Genomic DNA, 23,957 nt, shown 5'->3' with positions numbered 1-23,957 from the left:
ACCGCCGCAGAACCCACAAAGCTCTCCGGCCGCCAGGCCGGAAAGGCTGTCGACAGAGTCCTAAGCGCCGACCGGCGCGCCGGGCGTACGAACCAAGAAGTCCACAGGAGGACACCAGTGGCGAAGGCGAAGTTCGAGCGGACTAAGCCGCACGTCAACATCGGCACCATTGGTCACATCGACCACGGTAAGACGACGCTGACGGCGGCCATCACCAAGGTCCTGCACGACCAGTACCCGGACCTGAACCCGTACACGCCGTTCGACGAGATCGACAAGGCGCCGGAGGAGAAGGCCCGCGGCATCACGATCTCGATCGCGCACGTCGAGTACCAGACCGAGGCGCGGCACTACGCGCACGTCGACTGCCCCGGTCACGCTGACTACATCAAGAACATGATCACCGGCGCCGCGCAGATGGACGGCGCGATCCTGGTGGTGGCGGCGACCGACGGCCCGATGCCGCAGACCCGCGAGCACGTGCTGCTGGCCCGTCAGGTCGGTGTGCCGTACATCGTCGTGGCGCTCAACAAGAGCGACATGGTCGACGACGAGGAGCTCCTGGAGCTCGTCGAGCTCGAGGTCCGCGAGCTGCTCTCCTCGCAGGAGTACCCGGGTGACGACCTGCCGGTCGTCCGGGTCTCGGCGCTGAAGGCCCTCGAGGGTGACCCCGAGTGGACCGGCAAGCTCCTGGACCTGATGACCGCGGTCGACACCGCGATCCCGCAGCCGGAGCGCGAGACCGAGAAGCCGTTCCTGATGCCGATCGAGGACGTCTTCACGATCACCGGTCGTGGCACGGTCGTCACCGGTCGCGCGGAGCGCGGCATCCTCAAGCCGAACGAGGAGGTGGAGATCGTCGGTATCCGCGAGAAGTCGCAGAAGACGGTCTGCACCGGCATCGAGATGTTCCGCAAGCTGCTCGACGAGGCCCGCGCGGGCGAGAACGTCGGTCTGCTGCTGCGTGGCATCAAGCGCGAGGACGTCGAGCGCGGCATGGTGGTCGTCAAGCCGGGCACCACGACCCCGCACACGGAGTTCGAGGCGACCGTCTACATCCTCTCCAAGGAGGAGGGCGGCCGGCACACCCCGTTCTTCCAGAACTACCGTCCGCAGTTCTACTTCCGGACCACGGACGTCACCGGTGTCGTCACGCTCCCCGAGGGCACCGAGATGGTCATGCCGGGTGACAACACCACCATGACGGTGAAGCTGATCCAGCCCATCGCCATGGAGGAGAACCTCAAGTTCGCGATCCGCGAGGGTGGCCGCACCGTCGGCGCCGGGTTCGTCACCAAGATCATCAAGTGAGCTAGGTAACCCCGATTAGACCCGCCGCCGGTCGTGCGGCATACTAGTCAGGTTGCGTAACGGCAGTTCGTTGCCCGTGTTCGGCTACGTCGAACCTCCGGGCGGCAGGACAGTCGAGCGTGGGGTGGTTGGCAGCCTCGCTGCCAACCACCCTCGCACGGCGTTCAGGTCGCGGTAGCGCGATCGACGCCTTGACCCACCGCGTGGTCGGACCGCTCCGGAGCTCGGGGCGGAGCCTGGCCCGAGGGCGCGACACGCCCGACCGCGGGGGTCGGCGAAGTGGGCCTGTGCCAGCCGGCACAGGCGCCCGCAACACAGCGGCATCGAGAGAAGGAACAGAAGCCACCATGGCGGGACAGAAGATCCGCATCCGGCTCAAGGCCTATGACCACGAGGTCGTCGACTCCTCGGCTCGGAAGATCGTCGAGACGGTGACGCGTACCGGGGCGCAGGTCGCTGGCCCGGTGCCGCTGCCCACGGAGATCAACCGTTTCTGCGTCATCCGCTCGCCGCACAAGTACAAGGACTCGCGCGAGCACTTCGAGATGCGTACGCACAAGCGGCTGATCGACATCATCGACCCGACCCCCAAGACGGTCGACTCGCTCATGCGCCTCGACCTGCCGGCTGGCGTCGACATCGAGATCAAGCTGTAGGGACCGGACAAATGGACAGGCAAGTTAAGGGGATCCTGGGCGCAAAGCTCGGCATGACCCAGGTCTGGGACAACAACCGCGTTGTGCCCGTGACCGTGGTGGAGGCCGGCCCGTGCGTCATCAGCCAGATTCGTGACGCCAACAAGGACGGTTACTCGGCGGTCCAGCTGGCGTACGGCACGATCGACCCGCGCAAGGTGAAGAAGCCGATCAGCGGGCACTACGCCAAGGCGGACGTCGCGCCGCGCCGGCACATCGTGGAGCTGCGCACCAGCGACGCCGCCGACTACTCGCTCGGCCAGGAGGTCACGGTCGAGGAGTTCCCGGCGGGCGTCTCGATCGACGTGACCGGTCGCACCAAGGGCAAGGGTTACGCCGGCCCGATGAAGCGGCACGGCTTCCACGGTCTGCGCGCCAGCCACGGTGTCGAGCGCAAGCACCGCTCGCCCGGCTCGATCGGCGCCTGCGCCACCCCGGGTCGTGTCTTCAAGGGCACCCGGATGGCGGGCCGGATGGGTGGCGTTCGCTACACCGTCCAGAACCTGACCGTCCAGGCGGTCGACACCGAGAACAACCTCCTGCTCGTCCGTGGTGCCATCCCCGGCCCCAAGGGCGCGGTGGTTCTGGTCCGCACGGCGGCCAAGACCAAGGCGAAGAAGGGCGGTGTGGCCAAGTGACCACCGTTGACGTCCTCACCGTCGAAGGCACCAAGAGCGGCTCCGTCGAGCTGCCGGGCGACATCTTCGACGCGCAGGCCAACGTTGCGCTGATGCACCAGGTCGTGGTGGCCCAGCTCGCGGCGGCCCGACAGGGCACGCACAAGACCAAGACCCGCGGCGAGGTCGCCGGCGGCGGCAAGAAGCCGTACAAGCAGAAGGGCACCGGTCGCGCCCGGCAGGGCTCGATCCGCGCGCCGCAGTTCGCCGGCGGTGGCGTGGTGCACGGTCCCGTGCCGCGCGACTACAGCCAGCGGACCCCGAAGAAGATGAAGGCTGCCGCGCTGCGTGGCGCCCTCTCCGACCGGGCCCGCGCCGGGCAGGTGCACGTCGTCGAGGCGTTCGTCTCGGGCGAGAAGCCGTCGACCAAGGCGGCCCTGGCCACGCTGGCCAAGCTCACCGAGGCCCGTCGGGTCCTGGTCGTGCTGAGCAGCACCGACGAGCTGAACTGGGTGTCGCTGCGCAACGAGCCGCGGGTGCACCTGATCGAGTCCGGCCAGCTCAACACGTACGACGTGCTGGTGGCCGACGACGTGGTCTTCACCAAGGACGCCCTGGACGAGTTCCTGGGCGTGCCCGCCGAGACCACCGAGGAGGGTGGCAAGTGAGCACGATCGCCGACCCGCGCGACATCATCGTGGCGCCGGTCGTCTCGGAGAAGAGCTACAGCGAGCTGAACCGGAACTGGTACACCTTCCTGGTGCACCCGGACGCGAACAAGACCGAGATCAAGATCGCTATCCAGCAGATCTTCAACGTCCGCGTCCTGACGGTCAACACGCTCAACCGCCAGGGTAAGCGCAAGCGCACCAAGACCGGCTTCGGTCAGCGCAAGGCGACCAAGCGGGCGATCGTGAAGCTGGCTGACGGTGACCGTATCGAGGCCTTCGGCGGCCCGGTCAGCTGAGGGGTGTAGACAATGGCTATCCGTAAGTACAAGCCGACGACGCCGGGCCGGCGTGGCTCGAGCGTTGCCGACTTCGCCGAGATCACCCGGTCGACGCCCGAGAAGTCGCTGCTGGCTCCGCTGCCGAAGAAGGGCGGACGCAACGCCCACGGCCGGATCACCACGCGCCACCACGGTGGCGGCCACAAGCGGCAGTACCGTCTGATCGACTTCAAGCGGGTCGACAAGGACGGCGTGCCGGCGAAGGTCGCGCACATCGAGTACGACCCGAACCGCACCGCGCGGATCGCGCTGCTGCACTACGCCGACGGCGAGAAGCGGTACATCATCGCGCCGAAGGACCTGAAGCAGGGCGACGCCGTCGAGTCGGGCCCGAGCGCGGACATCAAGCCGGGTAACAACCTGCCGCTGCGCAACATCCCGGTCGGTACCACCATCCACAACGTGGAGCTGCGTCCGGGCGGCGGCGCCAAGCTGGCCCGCTCGGCCGGCGTCGGCATCCAGCTGCTCGGCCGCGAGGGCGCGTACGCGACCCTGCGTATGCCGTCCGGTGAGATCCGGCGGGTCGACGTGCGCTGCCGGGCCAGCATCGGCGAGATCGGCAACGCCGACCAGTCGAACATCAACTGGGGCAAGGCCGGCCGGATGCGGTGGAAGGGCAAGCGCCCGACCGTCCGTGGTGTCGCGATGAACCCGGTCGACCACCCGCACGGTGGTGGTGAGGGTAAGACCTCCGGCGGTCGCCACCCGGTCAACCCGCAGGGTAAGCCCGAGGGCCGCACCCGTCGTAAGGGCCAGCCGAGTGACCGGCTGATCGTCCGCCGCCGCTACGCCACGCGTAAGCGCGGCTGAGGGAGATAAGACATGCCTCGCAGCCTGAAGAAGGGCCCGTTCGTCGACGACCACCTGATCAAGAAGGTGGAGACGCAGAACGACAAGGGCACCAAGAACGTCATCAAGACCTGGTCGCGGCGCTCGACGATCATCCCTGAGATGCTCGGGCACACGATCGCCGTGCACGACGGCCGCAAGCACGTCCCGGTGTTCGTGACCGAGGCCATGGTCGGGCACAAGCTCGGCGAGTTCGCGCTGACCCGGACGTTCAAGGGTCACGAAAAGGACGACCGGAAGAGCCGTCGGCGCTGACGCCGCGGGCATACGGATAGAGGATCAAGGGGTTACAGCGATGCCAGGAAAGGGCGACGCTCCGGTGCTTCCGGGCGCGCGGGCGGTTGCGCGGCACGTGCGCATCTCGCCGATGAAGGCGCGCCGGGTGGTCAACCTCGTCCGCGGCCTGCCCGCGAAGGAGGCGCTCACGGTGCTGCAGTTCGCGCCGCAGGCTGCGAGCGAGCAGGTGTACAAGGTGCTCGCGAGCGCGATCGCCAACGCGGAGAACAACGAGCGGCTGGACCCCGACGCGCTGCTCGTCAGCGAGGCGTTCGTGGACGAGGGCCCGACCATGAAGCGGTTCCAGCCGCGGGCGCAGGGCCGGGCATACCGGATCCGCAAGCGCACCTGCCACATCACCGTGGCGGTCGAGGCGGTCGCGCCGGCAGCGCCGAGGAAGGCCGCGGCGAAGAAGGCCGCCCCGGCGACGCAGGCCGCACCGGCCGAGACGGAGAGCAAGACGGAGGACGCCGAGTAATGGGTCAGAAGGTTCACCCCACTGGGTTCCGGCTCGGCATCTCGACCGACTGGAAGTCCCGCTGGTTCGCGGACAAGCTCTACAAGGACTACATCGGCGAGGATGTCAAGATCCGCCGGATGATGTCCAAGGGCCTCGAGCGCGCCGGCATTTCCAAGGTCGACATCGAGCGCACCCGCGACCGGGTCCGGGTCGACATCCACACCGCCCGGCCGGGCATCGTCATCGGCCGTAAGGGTGCGGAGGCCGACCGGATCCGCGGCGAGCTGGAGAAGCTCACCGGCAAGCAGGTGCAGCTGAACATCATCGAGGTGAAGAACCCCGAGTCGGACGCGCAGCTGGTCGCCCAGGGCGTGGCCGAGCAGCTGTCCAGCCGGGTCAGCTTCCGTCGGGCGATGCGCAAGGCGATGCAGTCGGCGATGAAGAACCCGGCCTGCAAGGGCATCCGGGTTCAGGTCTCGGGCCGCCTCGGCGGCGCCGAGATGAGCCGGACCGAGTTCTACCGCGAGGGCCGGGTTCCGCTGCACACGCTGCGGGCCAACATCGAGTACGGCTTCTTCGAGGCCCGTACCACCTTCGGCCGGATCGGCGTGAAGGTCTGGATCTACAAGGGCGACGCGGTTCCGGGCCGGGAGGCTCCGGCCGAGGCCGGTCCGTCGCGCCCGCGTCGTGGCGAGCGTGGCGACCGTCCCGAGCGTCCGCGCCGTGGCCGGTCGGGTTCGTCCGGCACGACGGCTGGTGGCACCGAGGCCGGCCGGGCTGCCGCGACCACCATCGCGCAGCAGGCCGAGACGCCGAGCGGCGAGCCGGTCGACAGCGCTGCTGTCGCCGCCACGGCTTCCGCTCCGGCAGAAACGCAGCAGGAGGGCTGACAGATGCTGATGCCGCGCAAGCCCCCGAAGGGCTTCCGCAAGCCGCACCACCCGGACCGCCACGGCGCGTCCAAGGGTGGTAACCGGGTGGTGTTCGGCGAGTTCGGGATCCAGGCTCTCGAGCCGGCGTACGTGACCAACCGCCAGATCGAGTCGGCGCGTATCGCGATGACCCGTCACATCAAGCGTGGTGGCAAGGTCTGGATCACGATCTTCCCGGACCAGGCCCTCACCAAGAAGCCCGCCGAGACCCGGATGGGTTCCGGTAAGGGCTCGCCCGAGTGGTGGGTCGCGAACGTGAAGCCGGGGCGGGTTCTCTTCGAGATGTCCTTCCCGAACGAGCAGATCGCGCGAGAGGCGATGCGTCGCGCGATCCACAAGCTCCCGATGAAGTGCCGCATTGTTACGCGCGAAGTGGGTGAATCCTGATGGCAGCGGGCGTTAAGGCGACCGAGCTGCGTGAGCTCTCCGAGGAGGAGCTGGTCACGAAGCTGCGGGAGGCCAAGGCGGAGCTGTTCAACCTCCGCGTGCAGGCCGCAACCGGGCAGCTGGACAACAACCGGCGGCTGCAGGTCATCCGTCGGGAGATCGCCCGGATCTACACGATCATGCGTGAGCGCGAGCTGGGGCTCTCTGCCGCGCCGACTGAGGTGACTGCATCATGACCGAGAACACCACCGCCGCCGCGCGTTCGCGCCGCAAGGTCCGTGAGGGCCTGGTGGTCAGCGACAAGATGGACAAGACCGTCGTCGTCGAGGTCGAGGACCGGGTCAAGCACGCGCTGTACGGCAAGATCATGCGCCGGACCAGCAAGCTCAAGGTGCACGACGAGCAGAACAGCGCCGGCACCGGCGACCGGGTCCTGATCATGGAGACCCGGCCGCTCTCCGCCACCAAGCGTTGGCGGGTCGTGGAGATCCTGGAAAAGGCCAAGTAGCGAAGGCTCGAGCTCGCCCGGCGTCGCGTCGGGCGCGGGTTCCGCCAGGCTCCGGCCGCTACGGCGGCCGGAGAACCGGCAGACATAGGAGATAGACGTGATTCAGCAGGAGTCGCGACTGCGCGTCGCCGACAACACGGGTGCCCGGGAGATCCTGTGCATCCGGGTTCTCGGTGGCTCCGGTCGGCGCTACGCGAGCATCGGCGACGTCATCGTGGCCACCGTCAAGGACGCGATCCCCGGTGCCGGTGTGAAGAAGGGCGACGTCGTCAAGGCCGTCGTTGTTCGCACCGCCAAGGAGAAGCGGCGGCCGGACGGCTCGTACATCCGCTTCGACGAGAACGCCGCCGTCATCATCAAGGACGGCGGGGACCCGCGCGGTACTCGTATCTTCGGCCCGGTCGGGCGGGAGCTGCGGGACAAGCGGTTCATGAAGATCATTTCCCTCGCGCCGGAGGTGTTGTGACCGTGAAGGTCAAGAAGGGCGACACGGTCGTCGTCATCGCCGGCAAGGACAAGGGTGCCAAGGGCAAGGTCATCGCGGCCTACCCGAGGCAGGACAAGGTCCTGGTCGAGGGCGTGAACCGGGTCAAGAAGCACACCCGCATCAGCACCACTCAGCGTGGCGCCAAGACCGGTGGCATCGTCACCCAGGAGGCTCCGATCCACGTCTCGAACGTGCAGGTCGTGGACTCCGACGGCAACCCGACCCGCGTCGGGTACCGGATCGACGAGAACGGCCAGAAGGTTCGTGTCGCGCGTAGCACCGGTAAGGACCTGTGATGACCACGGCTACCGAAACCACGACCATGCCGCGCCTCAAGGAGCGGTACCGCAACGAGATCGTGGCCAAGCTGCGCGAGCAGCACGACTACGCGAACCCGATGCAGGTGCCGCGGCTGGTCAAGATCGTCGTCAACATGGGTGTCGGCGAGGCCGCCCGCGACGCGAAGCTGATCGACGGCGCCGTCCGCGATCTGGCCACGATCACCGGCCAGAAGCCGCAGGTGCGGCGGGCGACCAAGTCCATCGCGCAGTTCAAGCTCCGCGAGGGCATGCCGATCGGCGCGAAGGTCACCCTCCGCGGCGACCGGATGTGGGAGTTCCTGGACCGGCTGCTCTCCATCGCGCTGCCGCGTATCCGTGACTTCCGCGGTCTGGACGGGCGCAAGCTCGACGGGCACGGCAACTACACGTTCGGTCTGACCGAGCAGTCGGTGTTCCACGAGATCGACCAGGACAAGATCGATCGCCAGCGGGGCATGGACATCACGGTGGTCACCACCGCCACGACCGACGACGAGGGCCGGGCGCTGCTCAAGCTCCTGGGCTTCCCGTTCAAGGAGAACTGAGATGGCCAAGAAGGCGCTGATCATCAAGGCGGCCGCGAAGCCGAAGTTCTCGGTTCGCGCGTACACCCGCTGCCAGCGGTGCGGGCGTCCGAAGGCGGTCTACCGCAAGTTCGGTCTCTGCCGGGTGTGCATCCGGGAGATGGCCCACCGCGGTGAGCTGCCCGGCGTGTCCAAGGCTTCCTGGTAATAGCCCGGCGCGCTCCGCGCGTCAGCTGCACTGTCTCTTCGCCGTAGGCCTGCGGGCGAACGCGGGAACCCCGGCGAGAAAGGTTGACGAAATCCATGACGATGACCGACCCGATCGCAGACATGCTCACGCGTCTGCGTAACGCCAACCAGGCGTATCACGACCGGGTGACGATGCCCTACTCCAAGATCAAGGCGAACATCGCCGAGGTCCTGAAGGCCGAGGGCTACATCGCCACCTGGTTGGTCGAGGAGCCCGAAGAGGGTGCCGTCGGCAAGCGACTGGTCGTCGAGCTGAAGTACGGCCAGAACCGCGAGCGGAGCCTGGCCGGCATCAAGCGCGTGTCCAAGCCCGGTCTCCGGGTGTACGCCAAGTCGGACGGGCTCCCCCGGGTGCTCGGTGGGCTGGGCGTGGCGATCATTTCGACGTCCCAGGGGCTGCTCACCGACCGGCAGGCCCGCAAGCGGAGCGTTGGCGGGGAAGTCCTCGCCTTCGTCTGGTAACGGGAGACAGGTAGAAATGTCGCGTATTGGACGTAAGTCGATCCCGGTACCAGCCGGCGTCGACATCACGATCGACGGGCAGACCGTCAAGGTCAAGGGCCCGAAGGGCGAGCTCTCGCACACCGTGGCCGAGCCGATCACCGTTGAGCGGAGCGAGGACGGTCAGCTGACCGTCAACCGCCCGAACGACGAGCGCAAGGCCAAGGAGCTGCACGGTCTCAGCCGTACCCTGGTCGCCAACATGATCGTCGGCGTCACCGAGGGCTACCGCAAGAGCCTGGAGATCGCCGGCACTGGTTACCGGGTCACCGCCAAGGGCAAGGACCTCGAGTTCGCGCTCGGCTTCTCGCACCCGGTGCTGGTGCCCGCGCCGGACGGCATCACCTTCACGGTGGAGCGGCCGACCCTGTTCCACGTTGCTGGCATCGACAAGCAGCAGGTCGGTGAGGTCGCCGCCAACATCCGGAAGATCCGCCCGCCGGAGCCCTACAAGGGCAAGGGCGTGAAGTACCAGGGCGAGGTCATCCGCCGCAAGGCTGGAAAGGCAGGTAAGAAGTGACCGCCACGCTGCTCAAGCGCCGCCGCGGCGTCGCCGCCAAGCGCGCCGTCGGGCGGGCGCGTCGGCACTTCCGGGTCCGCAAGAACGTCAGTGGTACGGCCGAGCGTCCGCGCCTGGTCGTCACCCGTTCGCTGCGGCACATGGTCGCCCAGATCGTCGACGACACCAAGGGCCACACCCTGGCGTCGGCGTCGACCCTGGACGCGTCGCTGCGCGGCGCCGAGGGCGACAAGAGCGCCCTTGCCGGCAAGGTGGGCGCCCTGCTCGCCGAGCGGGCCAAGGCCGCCGGTGTCTCCAAGGTCGTCTTCGACCGCGGTGGCAACCGGTACGCGGGGCGAGTCGCCGCGCTTGCCGATGCCGCCCGCGAAGCCGGGCTCGAGTTCTAACAACCCCGTCACGAGAGAGAAGGAAGGCTGCTGATGCCAGGTCAACAGCGCCGTGGCGGCGGGTCCGGTGGCAACGAGGGTGGTCGCCGCGACAACCGCCGTGAGGGCGGCCGCGGAAACGCGCCCGTCGAGAAGACCCCGCACCTCGAGCGGGTCGTCGCGATCAACCGCGTCGCCAAGGTCGTGAAGGGTGGTCGTCGCTTCAGCTTCACCGCCCTGGTGATCGTGGGCGACGGCGACGGCACGGTCGGCGTGGGCTACGGAAAGGCCAAGGAGGTGCCCGCGGCGATCGCCAAGGGCGTCGAGGAGGCCAAGAAGCACTTCTTCAAGGTGCCGCGGATCGGCCAGTCGATCCCGCACCCGGTGCAGGGCGAGGACGCCGCCGGCGTGGTGCTGCTCAAGCCGGCTTCCGCCGGTACGGGCGTCATCGCCGGTGGGCCGGTGCGTGCCGTGCTGGAGTGCGCGGGCATCCACGACGTGCTCTCCAAGAGCCTTGGTTCGTCGAACCCGATCAACATCGTGCACGCCACTGTGGCGGCGCTGAAGGGGCTCGAGTCCCCCGAGGCCGTCGCCGCGCGCCGTGGCCTGCCGGTGGAGGACGTCGCGCCGGCCGCCATGCTGGCGTCGCGGGCGGGGGTGGCTTCCTGATGGCTCGCCTGAAGGTCACCCAGCTCCGGTCCGAGATCGGGACCAAGCAGAACCAGCGTGACTCGCTGCGTTCGCTCGGTCTCAAGCGGATCAACGACGTGGTGGTCAAGGAGGACCGGCCCGAGATCCGCGGCATGATCTTCACTGTGAACCACCTCGTGAAGGTCGAGGAGGTCGAGTAATGACGATCAAGGTCCACCACCTGCGCCCGGCGCCGGGGTCCAAGACCGCGAAGACCCGCGTGGGTCGCGGTGAGGGCTCCAAGGGCAAGACCGCCGGTCGCGGTACCAAGGGTTCCAAGGCCCGGAAGAACATCTCGGCGGCGTTCGAGGGTGGGCAGATGCCCATCCACATGCGGCTGCCGAAGCTGAAGGGCTTCAAGAACAAGTTCAAGGTGACGTTCCAGGTTGTCAACCTGGACCGGCTCGCCGAGCTCTTCCCGAACGGCGGCCAGGTTGGCCCGCTGGAGCTGGTCGAGTCCGGCGCGGTCCGCAAGGGCCAGCCGGTGAAGGTTCTCGGCACCGGGGACCTCGGTGGAGTGACGCTCCAGGTGTCGGCGCACGCGTTCAGCGCGTCGGCCAAGGAGAAGATCACCGCCGCCGGTGGTTCCGTCACCGAGCTGTAAGGCGAACGACCCATGGCGCCCGTCCAGTTGGTCTCAACTGGCGGGCGCCATGGTCTACCTGGGACGTATGCGCCCGGTAACATCGGAAGCGGTTTATGTAGCCGGGCACATCTGCCCGGACGGGGATCGGACTGTTAGAGTCCCTTCCCAGCCATGGATATCGGGCACTCGCCCGGCACCCACCCCGATCCGCCAGGGACAACCGGCGGCCCGCCTCGCGCAGGAGGAAGAAGTTGCTGTCCGCCTTTCTCAGTGCGTTCCGTACGCCTGACCTGCGCAAGAAGCTGCTGTTCACAGTCGGCATCATCGCGGTCTACCGACTGGGCGCGACGCTTCCCAGCCCGGGTGTTTCGTACGGCAACGTGCAGAAGTGCCTCGACACACTCCAGGGCGACACCACCGGTGTGCTGAACCTGCTCAACCTGTTCTCCGGCGGGGCTCTGCTCCAGCTCTCGGTCTTCGCGCTGGGCATCATGCCCTACATCACCGCGTCGATCATCCTGCAGCTGTTGACCGTGGTGATCCCGCGGCTCGAGCAGCTCCGCAAGGAGGGCCAGTCCGGCCAGGCGAAGATCACCCAGTACACCCGCTACCTGACCCTCGGCCTCGGTGTCCTCCAGGCCTCGGCGTTCGTGGCGCTGGCCCGCTCCGGGCAGCTCTTCCAGAACCGCTGCGACCAGTTCCCGATCATCCCTGAGGGCACCGGCATCCCGGACTGGCTGACGCTGACCATCCTGGTCATGACGATGACCGCCGGTACCGGTGTGGTCATGTGGCTCGGCGAGCTGATCACCGACCGCGGCGTCGGCAACGGCATGTCGGTCCTGATCTTCACCTCGATCGCGGCCCGGCTGCCCGGCGAGGGCTGGCAGATCAAGAACACCCAGGGCTGGTGGAAGTTCTTCCTCGTCATCGCTCTGGTCCTGGTGGTCATCACCGCGGTCACCTTCATCGAGCAGGCGCAGCGCCGGATCCCGGTCCAGTACGCCAAGCGGATGATCGGCCGGCGGATGTACGGCGGTACCTCGACCTACATCCCGCTGAAGGTCAACCAGGCGGGTGTCATCCCGGTCATCTTCGGCTCGTCGCTGCTCTACCTGCCCCAGTTGGCGCTGCAGTTCTTCGACCAGACCAACCCGGGCAAGACCCAGGCCTGGATCCAGAACAACCTGGTCGCGCCGGACAGCCCGATCTACATCTCGGTCTACTTCCTGCTGATCATCTTCTTCACGTACTTCTACGTCTCGATCACGTTCAACCCGACCGAGGTCGCGGACAACATGAAGAAGTACGGCGGGTTCGTGCCGGGCATCCGCCCCGGCAAGCCGACGGCCGACTACCTGGACTTCATCCTCAGCCGCATCACCCTGCCGGGCGCGCTCTACCTGGGCATCGTCTCGATCCTGCCGAACTTCTTCTTCATCTGGCTGGACAACCAGCAGTACCAGAACTTCCCGTTCGGCGGCACCGCTGTGCTGATCATGGTCGGCGTCGGTCTGGAGACCGTCAAGCAGATCGAGAGCCAGTTGATGCAGCGGAACTACGAAGGGTTCCTGCGGTAGATGAGACTCGTTCTGGTTGGCCCGCCGGGCGCGGGCAAGGGCACGCAGGCCGAGTTCATCGCGGCGCACCTGGCGGTCCCGAAGATCTCGACCGGTGACATCTTCCGGTCGAACGTCTCCCAGGGCACTCCGCTCGGCGTCGAGGCCAAGCGCTACATGGACGCAGGCGAGCTGGTACCGGACGAGGTCACCATCAACATGGTCCGGGACCGGCTCGCCGAGCCGGACGCCAGCGAGGGGTTCCTGCTCGACGGCTTCCCGCGGACCACGCCGCAGGCCGCCGCGCTGGACAAGCTCCTCGCCGACCTGGGCACCGCGCTGGACGTCGTGCTCGAGCTGGTGGTCGACGACGACGAGGTGATCCGGCGGCTCTCCGGTCGGCGTACCTGCCGGGGCTGCGGGAAGATCTGGCACGTCGAGTTCGACGCCACCAGCCGGGAGGGCATCTGCGACCGGTGCGGGGCGGAGCTGTTCCAGCGCGACGACGACAAGCCGGAGACGATCGCCACCCGGCTCCGCGAGTACGCCGAGAAGACCGCGCCGCTGGTCGACTACTACGGCGCCCAGAACAAGCTGGTCGGGATCGACGCCACCGGCCCGGTGGAGGACGTCACCGTCCGCGCCATCGACGCCCTGCACTCATACGGCGGCTGAGGTCCCGCCGGCCCGCCGGCGGATAGAGTGCGAACAGCGGGGTACGCGCGACGTGCCCCGCTGTTCGGCAACGAAAGGTAACCGCTCCATGCGTCGTCCCCAGCTGGACATCCAGCTGAAGACCCCCGACCAGATCGAGAAGATGCGCGCCGCCGGTCTGGTGGTCGCCGACGCGCTGCGTCGGATGCGCGAGGCGGTGGCCCCGGGGGTCAGCACGGCCGACCTGGACGCCATCGCCGAGTCGACCATCCGTGAGGCGGGCGCCGTCCCCTCGTTCAAGGGCTACCACGGCTATCCGGCGTCGATCTGCTCGTCGGTCAACGAGCAGGTGGTGCACGCGATCCCCGCCGCCGAGCAGGTGCTCCGGGACGGCGACATGATCTCGATCGACTGCGGCGCGGTGCTCGACGGTTGGCACGGCGACGCGGCGATCACGGTCGCGGTCGGCGAGGTCGACCCGGGGCTGCTGAAGATGGCCGCGGTGGCCGAGGACGCGATGTGGGCGGGGATCGCCGCGGCAGCCCGCGGGGCGGCCAGCGGGCGGGGCCGACTCACCGACATCTCGCACGCGGTCGAGGACGCGGTCCGCCGTGGCGGCCGCTACGGCATCGTCGACGGCTACGGCGGGCACGGCATCGGCACCGAGATGCACCAGGACCCGCACGTGCTCAACCACGGGCGGCCGGGCAAGGGCCCCCGCCTGGTGCCGGGCCTGGCGCTGGCGATCGAGCCGATGATCACGATGGGCTCGCCCCGCACGGTCGAGCTGTCCGACGGTTGGACGGTGGTGACCCGGGACGGGTCGATGGCCGTACACGTCGAACACACCATGGCGCTGCTCCCGGACGGCGTCTGGGTGCTGACCGCCGCCGACGGCGGCCGGGCCCGCCTGGGCGACCTGGTGACGGCCCGCCAGACCGCCGACAGCCCAACCCCCTAACCCCCAACCCCCCCAACCCCCTCGCACCGGGTCCCATCCGGCTCGTTCAACGCGGTGATCAAGAGCTGTGCGTCATCCGGAGGCCGGATCGTGACGCGGATCTCTTGATCACCGGCGCTGGGCGGGCCGGACGCTGGGCGGGGGCCGGCGGTGGGTGCGGCCGGCGGGGACGGCGGTGGGTGGTGGGGTGGTGGCATGCTTGCCCCCATGGAGGGGCGCGGGGGGATGCGGGCGGGCGACGCCGACCGCGAGGCGGTGGCCGAGCGGCTGCGGGTCGCGCTCAACGAGGGCCGGTTGGATCTGCACGAGTACGACGAGCGGTTGCGGCAGACCTACGCCGCCCGCACGTACGCGGAACTCGACGCGCTGCTGACGGATCTGCCGCCGGTCGCGCCGCCGGAGGCGTCCCAGCTGGTGCAGTCGTCGCCCGCCGCTGCGGCGCCGGTCGAGCGGCCCACCGTCCGGCCGCCCACCGCCCGCTGGCTGGCCGAGGTCTGGATGCCGTACCTCCAGGTGGTCCCGATCGTGGTGGCTGTCTGGGCGGTCTCCTCCCTGTTCGCCCGGGAGCTGCTCTACTTCTGGCCGGGCTGGGTGGCCGGGCCGTGGGGCGCGGTGTTGCTGGTGCGTACCTTCACCGGGCTCGCCGGGGGAGAGCCGCAGCGGTGGGCGTCCGAGCGGGAGCGCCGGCGCGAGCGGAAGCGGGCGCGGCGGCGGGAGATCGACGCGGCCGGCCCCGACGGGCGGCAGCACACGACCCGGGTGCGCCCGGAGCAGGACAGGAACCCGGGAGAGCCCGGCCCGGTCGGGTGATTGCCGACTTTTGCCCGATTTGACGAATCCGCAGGTGGCCAGTTTGGCGGCGGCGCGGCGTCGGGCGTACACTTTCAGATCGGCGCACAGCGTCCACTCCGGCATGCCCATCCTGCGCTTCGATGGGGCTGGAGCCGCGGCTGGCGCGGGCTACCTGATCTTGACGGTCGGTGACCCGTGTAAGACGTTGTGAGCCGTCCGGAGCAACCGACGTCAGGACAGCGGAGGACATGCCGAAAAAAGACGGAGCCATTGAGATCGAGGGTCGGGTCATCGAGCCCCTGCCGAACGCCATGTTCCGGGTGGAGCTCGCGAACGGCCACAAGGTGCTGGCTCACATCAGCGGCAAGATGCGGCAGCACTACATCCGCATCCTGCCGGAGGACCGGGTCGTCGTCGAACTCTCGCCGTACGACCTGACCCGCGGGCGCATCGTCTACCGCTACAAGTAGTCCTGACGACGGCCGGGGCGTCCCGTGTCCGTCTTCGACGTCCGAGATCGCGCGTGGCGCGTCACCGGGCCTGATGGGAAGTAAGGCAACCGTGAAGGTCAAGCCGAGCGTCAAGAGGATCTGCAACAAGTGCCGGGTGATCCGCCGGCACGGCCGGGTCATGGTCATCTGCAGCGACCCGCGCCACAAGCAGCGCCAGGGCTGAGCCCCTCGGCCGGTCGGCACGTCGACCGGTGAGGACGGCCCGGGCGGCAGATCCGGAACACACAACACATGCTCGTCCCAGCCGCGAGCGCAGTACGCGTACTCCTTCGTGGCTGACCCCCGGTCGGAGGCCGGGGCCCGCTCGGGCAGCGACCGACTCCCGGTCGCCGGCGCACACCGCGCCGGAGGCAGGAGGAGGCCGTGAGCGGGGTGGGACGGGTGCAGACCTCCGCCACAACATCACGAGGAGCACGCCCGCACATGGCACGTCTAGTCGGCGTCGACCTCCCCCGCGAAAAGCGGATGGAGATCGCGCTCACCTACATCTTCGGCGTCGGTCGTACCCGCGCCCTGGAGACGCTCGCTGCTACCGGCATCTCGCCGGACAAGCGCGCCCGGGACCTCACTGACGAAGAGCTGGTCCAGCTCCGCAATCACATCGAGGGCAACTACAAGGTTGAAGGCGACCTGCGCCGCGAGGTCGCCGCTGACATCCGCCGCAAGGTCGAGATCGGCTGCTACGCGGGTATCCGGCACCGCCGGGGCCTGCCCGTTCGTGGCCAGCGGACCAAGACCAACGCGCGGACCCGCAAGGGCCCGAAGCGGACCGTCGCCGGCAAGAAGAAGCCCGGCAAGAAGTAACTAGGAGCGCACAGACTTATGCCACCGAAGGCTCGTGCCGGAGCCGCCGTCAAGAAGGTCCGGCGCAAGGAACGCAAGAACGTCGCCCACGGGCAGGCGCACATCAAGAGCACCTTCAACAACACCATCGTGTCCATCACGGACCCGACCGGTGCGGTCATCTCCTGGGCCTCCGCCGGCCAGGTGGGCTTCAAGGGCTCCCGCAAGTCGACTCCGTTCGCCGCGCAGCTGGCCGCCGAGGCCGCCGCGCGTCGGGCGATGGAGCACGGCATGCGCAAGGTCGACGTGTTCGTCAAGGGCCCCGGCTCCGGCCGGGAGACCGCGATCCGTTCGCTGCAGGCCGTCGGGCTGGAGGTCGGCCAGATCGCCGACGTCACCCCGCAGCCGCACAACGGATGCCGTCCGCCGAAGCGTCGTCGGGTCTGAGAGGTAGAGAGAGATGGCTCGTTACACCGGTGCTGACTGCCGCCGTTGCCGGCGGGAGAAGATGAAGCTGTTCCTCAAGGGCAGCAAGTGCGATGGCCCGAAGTGCCCGTTCGAGTCCCGGCCGTTCCCGCCCGGGCAGCACGGCCGCGGCCGCACCAAGGAGACGGAGTACCTGCTCCAGCTCCGCGAGAAGCAGAAGGCCCGTCGTGTCTACGGCGTGCTGGAGAAGCAGTTCCGCGGTTACTACGAGGAGGCCGTGGGCAAGCAGGCGAAGACCGGTGAGGTCCTCCTGCAGATCCTCGAGTCGCGGCTCGACAACGTCGTTTACCGGGCTGGCTACGCGCACTCGCGCGACATGGCCCGCCAGCTGGTCAAGCACGGCCACTTCACGGTGAACGGCAAGAAGGTCGACATCCCGTCGTACCGCGTCAAGGAGCACGACATCATCGAGGTGCGGGGTAAGAGCAAGGAGCTGACCCCGTTCATCGTCGCGCAGGCCCAGGCGGGCTCGCGGGCGGTCCCGGCCTGGCTCGAGGCCATCCCCAGCCAGATGAAGATCCTGGTGCACTCCCTCCCGGCCCGGCAGGTCATCGACACGCAGGTCCAGGAGCAGCTGATCGTCGAGCTCTACTCCAAGTAAGAGCTCGTTGCGGTGGCCCGCCCCTCACCGGGCGGGCCACCGGAACAGTTTGTGTCGTGGGCGTCAAATAGCGGGCGTCCCGGAAGAGAAGAGAAGAAATGCTCATCAGCCAGCGACCGTCTCTCTCCGAAGAGTCGATCAACGAGACCCGCTCCCGGTTCACCATCGAGCCGCTGGAGCCCGGCTTCGGCTACACCCTGGGCAACTCGCTGCGGCGTACGCTGCTGTCGTCGATCCCGGGTGCCGCGGTCACCTCGATCAAGATCGACGGTGTGCTGCACGAGTTCACCACGATCCCCGGTGTCAAGGAGGACGTGGTCGAGCTCGTCATGAACATCAAGGAGCTCTGCGTCAGCTCCGAGCACGACGAGCCGGTCAGCATGTACCTGCGCAAGCAGGGCCCGGGCGACGTGACCGCCGGTGACATCCAGCCGCCGGCCGGCGTCTCGGTGCACAACCCGGACCTGAAGCTCGCCACCCTGAACGGCAAGGGCCGGCTCGACATGGAGCTGACCGTCGAGCGGGGTCGCGGCTACGTGACGGCGGCGCAGAACAAGCAGGCCGGCGCCGAGATCGGCCGGATCCCGGTCGACTCGATCTACTCGCCGGTGCTGAAGGTGACCTACCGCGTCGAGGCGACCCGGGTCGAGCAGCGTACCGACTTCGACCGGCTGATCATCGACGTCGAGACCAAGCCGTCGATGGGCCCGCGTACCGCGCTGGCCTCCGCCGGCTCGACGCTCGTGGAGCTGTTCGGGCTCGCCCGGGAGCTGGACGAGACCGCCGAGGGCATCGACATCGGGCCGTCCCCGCAGGACGCCCAGCTGGCGGCGGATCTGGCCCTGCCGATCGAGGAGCTGGACCTCACCGTCCGCTCCTACAACTGCCTCAAGCGCGAGGGCATCAACACCGTTGGTGAGCTCATCGGGCGTACGGAGGCCGACCTTCTCGACATTCGGAACTTCGGCCAGAAGTCGATCGACGAGGTCAAGATGAAGCTCGCCGGGATGGGTCTCGGGCTGAAGGACTCGGCTCCGAACTTCGACCCGGCGCACGTCGTGGACGCCTTCGGCGAGGCGGACTACGACACCGACGACTACCGCGAGACCGAGCAGCTCTAGTCCGCGCTGCCGCCACATCTGAGGAGCACCAAGCATGCCCACGCCCACCAAGGGCCCCCGCCTCGGCGGCAGCCCCGCGCACGAGCGGCTCATGCTGGCCAACCTGGCCACTGCGCTGTTCCAGCACGGCAAGATCAAGACCACCGAGACGAAGGCCCGGCGGCTGCGTCCGCTGGCCGAGCAGCTCATCACCAAGGCCAAGCGCGGCGACCTCGCGTCCCGTCGGCGGGTGCTGGGCGTCGTCAAGGACAAGGACGTGGTCTACGCCCTGTTCGACCAGATCGCGCCCCGGTACGCCACCCGCAACGGTGGTTACACCCGGATCGTGAAGACCGGTCCGCGCAAGGGTGACAACGCGCCGATGGCCGTCATCGAGCTGGTGGAAGAGCTTCAGGTCGCCGAGCCGAAGGCGAACAAGAAGACCGCCGCCCGCAAGGCCGCCCAGCAGGACAAGGTCGAGGCGCTCGCCCCGGCCGAGGAGACCCCGTCGTCGGCCCCGGCCGACCAGGACTCCGAGGCGCCGGTCTCGGCGTCCGGTGACACCGCCGCCGCCCGCGAGGACAGCGACGAGGCCGCCGAGGGCACCGAGAACAAGGCCTGATCGCAGGCAGCATCGTCGGGCCCGGCATCCCTTCCTGGGGTGCCGGGCCCGACGCCGTGAACGGGAGACACGACGTGGACGAGCGGATCCGGCTGCGACTGGACGTGGCGTACGACGGGACGGGCTTCTCCGGCTGGGCTGCCCAGCCGACCCGGCGTACGGTCGCCGGCGTACTCGTCGAGACGCTCGACCTCGTGCTCGGCGCCGGCACGGCGACCGGCCTCACCGTGGCCGGCCGCACCGACGCCGGGGTGCACGCGACCGGGCAGGTGTGCCACCTCGACCTGCCGGGCGCGGTCTGGCGGGAACGGGAGGGCACGCTGCTGCGCCGGCTGGCCCGGCTGCTCCCCACCGACGTGCGGGTCCGGGCGATGACCGAGGTGCCCGCCGAGTTCGACGCCCGGTTCTCGGCCACCTTTCGCCGCTACGAGTACCGGGTGACCGATGCCCCGTACGGCGCCGAGCCGTTGCGCCGGCACGAGATCCTGGCCTGGCCGAAACGGCTCGACGTGGACGCGCTGAACGCCGCCGCGGCCGGCCTGGTGGGGGAGCACGACTTCGCCGCGTACTGCCGGCGCAAGGAGAACGCGACGACGCTGCGCGAGGTGACCCGGCTCGACTGGCGGCGTGGGCCGGACGGCGTGCTGGTCGCCACCGTGCAGGCGGACGCGTTCTGCCAGGCGATGGTGCGCAGCCTGGTCGGCGCCATGCTGGTTGCCGGCGACGGCCGCCGACCGGTCGACTGGCCGGCCGGCCTGCTCGACCGGCGGGAGCGGTCCAGCGAGGTGACCGTCGCGCCGGCGCACGGGCTGACCCTGGTGGCGGTCGGCTACCCGGACGACCCCGCCGAGTACGCTCGCCGGGCCGATCTCACCCGCCGGCTGCGGGTCGCGGCCGAGTCCTGACAGCCGGCCCGCCCGGCAGGACGAGCAGCGGGTGCGTGACCCGAGGGCCGCGCACCCGCTGACGTCTCGCCCGCCGGCTCAGTCGCCGGGCAGCTCGTCGTCGCCCTCCTGACCGCCCGTGCTGTCCGAGGGGCCGCCCGTGCTGTTCGAGGGGCTTGCGGGGCTGCCGGAGGGGCTTGCGGTGGGTTGGCTCGCGGTGCCACCCTCGGCGCGCCGTTCCAACACGCCCCGGTTGAGGTGCAGCTCGATCATGTCGAAGAGGATCTCGCGGACGGCGGTGTCGCCGGACCGGATCGTCTCGCCGTCGGCGCGGGCCACCAGGGCGTACGCCAGGTAGTGACCGCGGACCTGCCAGCCGACCCGGGCCGGGGCGGTGGTGAGGGCCTTGGTGTCGTCGTCGACCGCCATGCCACGGAAGCGGCCCTGTCGCTCGTCGAGCAGTTGCCGGATCCGGTCCCGCGCCCGCTCCGCGCTGGCCCGGTCGGTCAGGTTGAACAGCCCGGTGGTCACCAGGTACTCACCGCCGGGTGAGCGGAGCGTGGCCCGGACGACCTGGCTGCAACCGAGCCGGACCAGCAGGTCGGCCACCTCGTCGGTGGCCGCGACCGCGCAGCTGCCGCTGGAGTGCGTCTTGAGCACCGGGTAGGCCGGCTCGCCGTCGGTGACCACCAGCTCCTTGCCGGCGAAGACCTCCTTGGCGGTCAGCGGCGCCTGGTCGGTGTCCCGGGAGTCGAGGTGGTGCTGCTCGGGCTCCGGCGAGGGATTGGCCCCGGCCTGCTGGCTCGGGGTGTTCTGCGGCTCCGGTGTGCGGTCGACCAGCAGGGCGGCGGCGCCGAGCCCGCAGAGCGCGAGCAGCACGAGGACGGCTGCGCCGCCGATCAGGACCTGCCAGAGTCGGCCGCCGCCCCCGCCGCTGCGGGCCCGCTCGGGGGCCGGCGGCTCGACCGGCGGCGGTGCGGTGTAGACCTCCGCGCGGGGCGGTGCCACCGGGGGCTCGTCGCGGACCGGCGCCGGTTCGGACGCGGGCAGCGCGAGCCGGTTCGCCTGGGGCAGCGACGGGGTGGGGAAGCGGGACGGGGAGGGCCCGGCCGGCGGAGGCGGACCGGCGCCGAGCGGGGACAGGTCGGACCCGGGCTCCGGGTACTCCACGAAATCGTCCTCATCGGACTCGTACCGATACACCATGTCGCCCAGAGTAGGAGCGATTGTCCCTTTAGGTGGTAATAATGGGAAATTGCGGCTCGGGTCGTGGTGAAGCATGCTCGTCGCGATCCGCGCCGTCGGCGGGCTGGGTCATTGCGGGTCGACCACCAGGCCGGTGCGAGAATTGCCGGCGTGACCGGCGACCACTACTTCACCGCTGAACCCACGACCGCCGCCCGCACCCGCGAGGTCGAGTTCACCGTCGCCGACCGCGACTACACGCTCGCCTCGGCCAGCGGGGTCTTCTCCGCGGTCCGGCTCGACCCGGGCACCGCCGTGCTGCTGCGCAAGGCCGAGCTGCCCAGCCCCGAGACCGGCGGCGACCTGCTCGACCTCGGCTGCGGCTTCGGGCCGATCAGCTGCGTGCTCGCCACCACCGCTCCCGCGGCCACCGTCTGGGCGGTCGACGTCAACGAGCGGGCCCGCGAACTGACCGCCGCCAACGCGGAGCGGATCGGCGCCGCGGACCGGGTCCGGGTGCGCGCCCCTGACGAGGTGCCGGCGGAACTTCGGTTCGCCCAGCTCTGGTCGAACCCGCCGATCCGGATCGGGAAGGACGAGCTGCACGAGCTGCTGCTGCGCTGGCTGCCCCGGCTCGCCGACGACGGGGTCGCCTGGCTGGTGGTCGCCCGCCACCTCGGCGGTGACTCGCTGCACCGCTGGCTGGTCGAGCAGGGCTGGCAGGTGGAGCGGCAGGCCAGCCAGAAGGGCTACCGGGTGCTACGGGTCACCCGGTAATTGGATGTACCGCCCGCACCGCGCTGAGGCAGGATCCCGGCGTGGGATACGTGGACGTGGCAGCGGTGGGGCACATCCTCCCCGACGGCCGGGAGCTCTTCGCTGACGTGTCGTTCCGGGTCGGCGAGGGCGCGAAGGTGGCGCTGGTCGGGCCGAACGGCGCGGGCAAGACAACCCTGCTCCGGATGGTCTCCGGCGACCTGCCGGTGAAGGCCGGCGCCGTCGCCCGCGCCGGTGGGCTCGGCGTGATGCGGCAGTTCATCGGCATGATCGGGGACGAGTCCACGCTCGCCGACCTGGCCCTCTCGCTCGCCCCGCCGGTGCTGCGCGAGGCCGGCCGCCGGCTCGCCGACACCGAGGCGGCCATGCGGGCGGCCGAGGCGTACGGCAAGTACGGCACCGCCGCCGGCAAGGCGCAGCTGGCGTACGCGGACGCGCTCGCCGCCTGGGGTGAGGCCGGCGGCTACGACGCCGAGGTGCTCTTCGACACCGTCGCCACCATCGTGCTCGACCTGCCCTGGGAGACCGCCCGGGAGCGCCCGGTGCGGACCCTCTCCGGTGGCCAGCAGAAGCGCTTCGCGCTCGAGCTGCTGCTGCGCGGCCCCGACGAGGTGCTGCTCCTCGACGAGCCGGACAACTTCCTCGACGTCCCCGGCAAGCGGTGGCTGGAGGGGCGGCTGGCGGAGTCGGCGAAGTCGGTGCTCTACGTCTCACACGACCGGGAGCTGCTGGCCCGTACCGCCGACCGGGTGGTCGCCGTCGAGGGTGGTAGCGCGTGGGTGCACCCGGGCGGCTTCGCCAGCTGGCACGAGGCGCGGGTGGCCCGGCACGCCCGCCTGGACGAGCTGCGCCGACGCTGGGACGAGGAGCACCAGAAGCTGCGCGAGCTGATGCTGATGTACAAGCAGAAGGCCGCGTACAACGACGGGATGGCGTCGCGCTACCAGGCGGCGCAGACCCGGCTGCGCAAGTTCGAGGAGGCCGGGCCGCCGCCCGTACCGCCGAAGGACCAGGACATCCGGATGCGGCTGACCGGCGGGCGGACCGGCAAGCGCGCGGTCGTCTGCGAGCAGCTGGAGCTCGACGGCCTGACCTACCCCTTCGACCTGGAGATCTGGTACGGCGACCGGGTCGCCGTGCTCGGCGCGAACGGCACCGGCAAGTCGCACTTCCTGCGGCTGCTGGCCCGCGGTGGCACCGACCCGGATCCCGCCAACGGCCCGGTCGACAGCGGGCCGACCCTGGCGCCGGTGGCGCACGACGGGATGGTCCGGCTCGGCGCCCGGGTGCGCCCCGGGCACTTCTCGCAGACCCACGACCGCCCCGAGCTGATGGCGAAGACCCTGGTCGAGGTGCTCTGGCGGGGCGACGACCACCGGGCCGGCATGGACCGGCACGGGGCCATGGCGGCGCTCAGCCGGTACGAGCTGGCCGGGCAGGGTGACCAGCGGTTCGGCACCCTCTCCGGCGGCCAGCAGGCGCGGTTCCTGGTGCTGCTGCTGGAACTCTCCGGGGCCACCCTGCTGCTGCTCGACGAGCCCACCGACAACCTCGACCTGGCCAGCGCCGAGGCCCTGGAGGCCGGCCTGACCGCGTTCGAGGGAACGGTGATCGCGGTGACCCACGACCGCTGGTTCACCCGCACCTTCGACCGCTTCGTGCTGTTCCGCTCGGACGGCGAGGTGGTGGAGACCGACGAGCCGGTGTGGGACGTGGGGTGAGGTGGTCCACGGGCAGCGCCCAGCCGGGCGGGCA

37 protein-coding genes are annotated in these 23,957 nt (G+C 69.5%); 36 read left to right on the top strand and 1 reads right to left on the bottom strand.

The annotated features are described in order from the left end of the window. Positions 1-117 precede the first annotated feature (117 nt). From tuf to truA, 34 genes are all read left to right on the top strand, one after another. The gene (tuf, locus tag ACIP9D_RS16550) at positions 118-1,311 is read left to right on the top strand and encodes an elongation factor Tu (RefSeq protein WP_121653128.1); all 1,194 of its coding nucleotides are present in this window, start codon (positions 118-120) and stop codon (positions 1,309-1,311) included. Positions 1,312-1,658: 347 nt separating this feature from the next. After that, positions 1,659-1,967: a 30S ribosomal protein S10 gene (rpsJ, locus tag ACIP9D_RS16545; RefSeq protein ID WP_007073037.1), complete on the top strand. Its 309-nt coding sequence runs from the start codon at positions 1,659-1,661 to the stop codon at positions 1,965-1,967. Between the two features lie 11 nt (positions 1,968-1,978). Continuing rightward, a complete protein-coding gene (gene rplC / locus ACIP9D_RS16540; protein WP_350871197.1) occupies positions 1,979-2,644 on the top strand; it encodes a 50S ribosomal protein L3 in 666 nt (221 codons plus the stop codon). Then, positions 2,641-3,291, top strand: coding sequence for a 50S ribosomal protein L4 (gene rplD / locus ACIP9D_RS16535; RefSeq protein ID WP_350871200.1), 651 nt, complete (start codon positions 2,641-2,643; stop codon positions 3,289-3,291). The genes rplC and rplD overlap by 4 nt, the downstream gene beginning before the upstream one ends. Further along, the gene (rplW, locus tag ACIP9D_RS16530) at positions 3,288-3,590 is read left to right on the top strand and encodes a 50S ribosomal protein L23 (protein WP_007465304.1); all 303 of its coding nucleotides are present in this window, start codon (positions 3,288-3,290) and stop codon (positions 3,588-3,590) included. Before rplD ends, rplW begins: the two co-directional genes overlap by 4 nt. Before the next feature lie 12 nt (positions 3,591-3,602). Further along, positions 3,603-4,442, top strand: a complete 840-nt coding sequence (gene rplB / locus ACIP9D_RS16525) for a 50S ribosomal protein L2 (protein ID WP_148793471.1) — start codon at positions 3,603-3,605, stop codon at positions 4,440-4,442. Between the two features lie 12 nt (positions 4,443-4,454). Beyond that, the gene (gene rpsS / locus ACIP9D_RS16520; RefSeq protein WP_091125151.1) at positions 4,455-4,736 is read left to right on the top strand and encodes a 30S ribosomal protein S19; all 282 of its coding nucleotides are present in this window, start codon (positions 4,455-4,457) and stop codon (positions 4,734-4,736) included. A gap of 40 nt (positions 4,737-4,776) precedes the next feature. Continuing rightward, entirely contained in the window at positions 4,777-5,235 is a 459-nt protein-coding gene (rplV, locus tag ACIP9D_RS16515; RefSeq protein ID WP_350871204.1) for a 50S ribosomal protein L22, read from the top strand. After that, positions 5,235-6,107 (top strand): 30S ribosomal protein S3, encoded by an 873-nt coding sequence (gene rpsC, locus ACIP9D_RS16510; RefSeq protein WP_350871207.1) that lies wholly within the window; start codon positions 5,235-5,237, stop codon positions 6,105-6,107. The genes rplV and rpsC overlap by 1 nt, the downstream gene beginning before the upstream one ends. Positions 6,108-6,110: 3 nt before the next feature. After that, positions 6,111-6,536 carry a 50S ribosomal protein L16 gene (gene rplP / locus ACIP9D_RS16505; RefSeq protein ID WP_073834927.1) on the top strand — a complete coding sequence of 142 codons (426 nt, stop codon included), beginning with the start codon at positions 6,111-6,113 and terminating at the stop codon, positions 6,534-6,536. Next, a complete protein-coding gene (gene rpmC, locus ACIP9D_RS16500) occupies positions 6,536-6,772 on the top strand; it encodes a 50S ribosomal protein L29 (protein WP_007465283.1) in 237 nt (78 codons plus the stop codon). Before rplP ends, rpmC begins: the two co-directional genes overlap by 1 nt. Next, complete coding sequence (gene rpsQ, locus ACIP9D_RS16495) at positions 6,769-7,044, top strand: 30S ribosomal protein S17 (RefSeq protein WP_350871209.1); 276 nt, start codon at positions 6,769-6,771, stop codon at positions 7,042-7,044. Before rpmC ends, rpsQ begins: the two co-directional genes overlap by 4 nt. A gap of 97 nt (positions 7,045-7,141) precedes the next feature. Then, complete coding sequence (rplN, locus tag ACIP9D_RS16490; protein ID WP_007073026.1) at positions 7,142-7,510, top strand: 50S ribosomal protein L14; 369 nt, start codon at positions 7,142-7,144, stop codon at positions 7,508-7,510. Continuing rightward, a complete protein-coding gene (gene rplX, locus ACIP9D_RS16485) occupies positions 7,507-7,827 on the top strand; it encodes a 50S ribosomal protein L24 (RefSeq protein ID WP_350871211.1) in 321 nt (106 codons plus the stop codon). Before rplN ends, rplX begins: the two co-directional genes overlap by 4 nt. Beyond that, entirely contained in the window at positions 7,827-8,396 is a 570-nt protein-coding gene (gene rplE / locus ACIP9D_RS16480; protein ID WP_350871213.1) for a 50S ribosomal protein L5, read from the top strand. The genes rplX and rplE overlap by 1 nt, the downstream gene beginning before the upstream one ends. 1 nt (position 8,397) lies before the next feature. Beyond that, complete coding sequence (locus ACIP9D_RS16475; RefSeq protein WP_007465272.1) at positions 8,398-8,583, top strand: type Z 30S ribosomal protein S14; 186 nt, start codon at positions 8,398-8,400, stop codon at positions 8,581-8,583. Positions 8,584-8,678: 95 nt separating this feature from the next. After that, positions 8,679-9,086 carry a 30S ribosomal protein S8 gene (gene rpsH, locus ACIP9D_RS16470; RefSeq protein ID WP_067301438.1) on the top strand — a complete coding sequence of 136 codons (408 nt, stop codon included), beginning with the start codon at positions 8,679-8,681 and terminating at the stop codon, positions 9,084-9,086. Between the two features lie 16 nt (positions 9,087-9,102). Then, the gene (gene rplF / locus ACIP9D_RS16465) at positions 9,103-9,645 is read left to right on the top strand and encodes a 50S ribosomal protein L6 (RefSeq protein ID WP_350871215.1); all 543 of its coding nucleotides are present in this window, start codon (positions 9,103-9,105) and stop codon (positions 9,643-9,645) included. Between the two features lie 8 nt (positions 9,646-9,653). Continuing rightward, on the top strand, positions 9,654-10,031 hold the full coding sequence (gene rplR, locus ACIP9D_RS16460; RefSeq protein WP_231393072.1) for a 50S ribosomal protein L18: 378 nt from the start codon (positions 9,654-9,656) through the stop codon (positions 10,029-10,031). A gap of 33 nt (positions 10,032-10,064) precedes the next feature. After that, entirely contained in the window at positions 10,065-10,679 is a 615-nt protein-coding gene (gene rpsE / locus ACIP9D_RS16455; protein ID WP_091102580.1) for a 30S ribosomal protein S5, read from the top strand. Then, positions 10,679-10,861, top strand: coding sequence for a 50S ribosomal protein L30 (gene rpmD, locus ACIP9D_RS16450; RefSeq protein WP_350871217.1), 183 nt, complete (start codon positions 10,679-10,681; stop codon positions 10,859-10,861). Before rpsE ends, rpmD begins: the two co-directional genes overlap by 1 nt. Then, a complete protein-coding gene (gene rplO / locus ACIP9D_RS16445; protein ID WP_350871219.1) occupies positions 10,861-11,304 on the top strand; it encodes a 50S ribosomal protein L15 in 444 nt (147 codons plus the stop codon). Before rpmD ends, rplO begins: the two co-directional genes overlap by 1 nt. 233 nt (positions 11,305-11,537) lie before the next feature. After that, the gene (gene secY, locus ACIP9D_RS16440; RefSeq protein WP_350871221.1) at positions 11,538-12,866 is read left to right on the top strand and encodes a preprotein translocase subunit SecY; all 1,329 of its coding nucleotides are present in this window, start codon (positions 11,538-11,540) and stop codon (positions 12,864-12,866) included. Next, the gene (locus ACIP9D_RS16435; RefSeq protein ID WP_350871223.1) at positions 12,867-13,520 is read left to right on the top strand and encodes an adenylate kinase; all 654 of its coding nucleotides are present in this window, start codon (positions 12,867-12,869) and stop codon (positions 13,518-13,520) included. Positions 13,521-13,608: 88 nt separating this feature from the next. Further along, entirely contained in the window at positions 13,609-14,460 is an 852-nt protein-coding gene (gene map, locus ACIP9D_RS16430) for a type I methionyl aminopeptidase (protein WP_350871224.1), read from the top strand. Positions 14,461-14,667: 207 nt separating this feature from the next. Continuing rightward, on the top strand, positions 14,668-15,270 hold the full coding sequence (locus ACIP9D_RS16425) for a DUF1707 domain-containing protein (RefSeq protein WP_350871225.1): 603 nt from the start codon (positions 14,668-14,670) through the stop codon (positions 15,268-15,270). 230 nt (positions 15,271-15,500) lie between these two features. Next, the gene (gene infA, locus ACIP9D_RS16420; protein WP_007073013.1) at positions 15,501-15,722 is read left to right on the top strand and encodes a translation initiation factor IF-1; all 222 of its coding nucleotides are present in this window, start codon (positions 15,501-15,503) and stop codon (positions 15,720-15,722) included. A 91-nt stretch (positions 15,723-15,813) separates the two neighbouring features. Beyond that, a complete protein-coding gene (gene rpmJ, locus ACIP9D_RS16415) occupies positions 15,814-15,927 on the top strand; it encodes a 50S ribosomal protein L36 (RefSeq protein WP_043965539.1) in 114 nt (37 codons plus the stop codon). Between the two features lie 260 nt (positions 15,928-16,187). After that, positions 16,188-16,568, top strand: a complete 381-nt coding sequence (gene rpsM / locus ACIP9D_RS16410; RefSeq protein ID WP_130340099.1) for a 30S ribosomal protein S13 — start codon at positions 16,188-16,190, stop codon at positions 16,566-16,568. Positions 16,569-16,586: 18 nt separating this feature from the next. Continuing rightward, on the top strand, positions 16,587-16,994 hold the full coding sequence (gene rpsK / locus ACIP9D_RS16405; RefSeq protein WP_030329919.1) for a 30S ribosomal protein S11: 408 nt from the start codon (positions 16,587-16,589) through the stop codon (positions 16,992-16,994). A gap of 13 nt (positions 16,995-17,007) precedes the next feature. Then, positions 17,008-17,634, top strand: a complete 627-nt coding sequence (gene rpsD / locus ACIP9D_RS16400; RefSeq protein WP_089018952.1) for a 30S ribosomal protein S4 — start codon at positions 17,008-17,010, stop codon at positions 17,632-17,634. A 98-nt stretch (positions 17,635-17,732) separates the two neighbouring features. Then, on the top strand, positions 17,733-18,755 hold the full coding sequence (locus ACIP9D_RS16395) for a DNA-directed RNA polymerase subunit alpha (RefSeq protein ID WP_120684293.1): 1,023 nt from the start codon (positions 17,733-17,735) through the stop codon (positions 18,753-18,755). Positions 18,756-18,789: 34 nt separating this feature from the next. Then, entirely contained in the window at positions 18,790-19,356 is a 567-nt protein-coding gene (gene rplQ / locus ACIP9D_RS16390; protein ID WP_350871228.1) for a 50S ribosomal protein L17, read from the top strand. A gap of 74 nt (positions 19,357-19,430) precedes the next feature. Continuing rightward, positions 19,431-20,261: a tRNA pseudouridine(38-40) synthase TruA gene (truA, locus tag ACIP9D_RS16385; RefSeq protein WP_350871229.1), complete on the top strand. Its 831-nt coding sequence runs from the start codon at positions 19,431-19,433 to the stop codon at positions 20,259-20,261. Between the two features lie 78 nt (positions 20,262-20,339). On the opposite strand, the gene ACIP9D_RS16380 is transcribed toward truA, so the two are convergent. Beyond that, positions 20,340-21,446, bottom strand: coding sequence for a hypothetical protein (locus tag ACIP9D_RS16380; protein ID WP_350871231.1), 1,107 nt, complete (start codon positions 21,444-21,446; stop codon positions 20,340-20,342). A gap of 150 nt (positions 21,447-21,596) precedes the next feature. On the opposite strand from ACIP9D_RS16380, the gene ACIP9D_RS16375 reads away from it, so the two are divergent. After that, entirely contained in the window at positions 21,597-22,202 is a 606-nt protein-coding gene (locus ACIP9D_RS16375; protein ID WP_350871232.1) for a methyltransferase, read from the top strand. 41 nt (positions 22,203-22,243) lie between these two features. Continuing rightward, the gene (locus ACIP9D_RS16370; RefSeq protein WP_350871234.1) at positions 22,244-23,923 is read left to right on the top strand and encodes an ATP-binding cassette domain-containing protein; all 1,680 of its coding nucleotides are present in this window, start codon (positions 22,244-22,246) and stop codon (positions 23,921-23,923) included. Positions 23,924-23,957 lie beyond the last annotated feature (34 nt).

Source organism: Micromonospora sp. NPDC093243, assembly GCF_044753725.1.
Classification (GTDB): domain Bacteria; phylum Actinomycetota; class Actinomycetes; order Mycobacteriales; family Micromonosporaceae; genus Micromonospora.
This window is presented reverse-complemented; position numbering and strand designations above follow the sequence as displayed.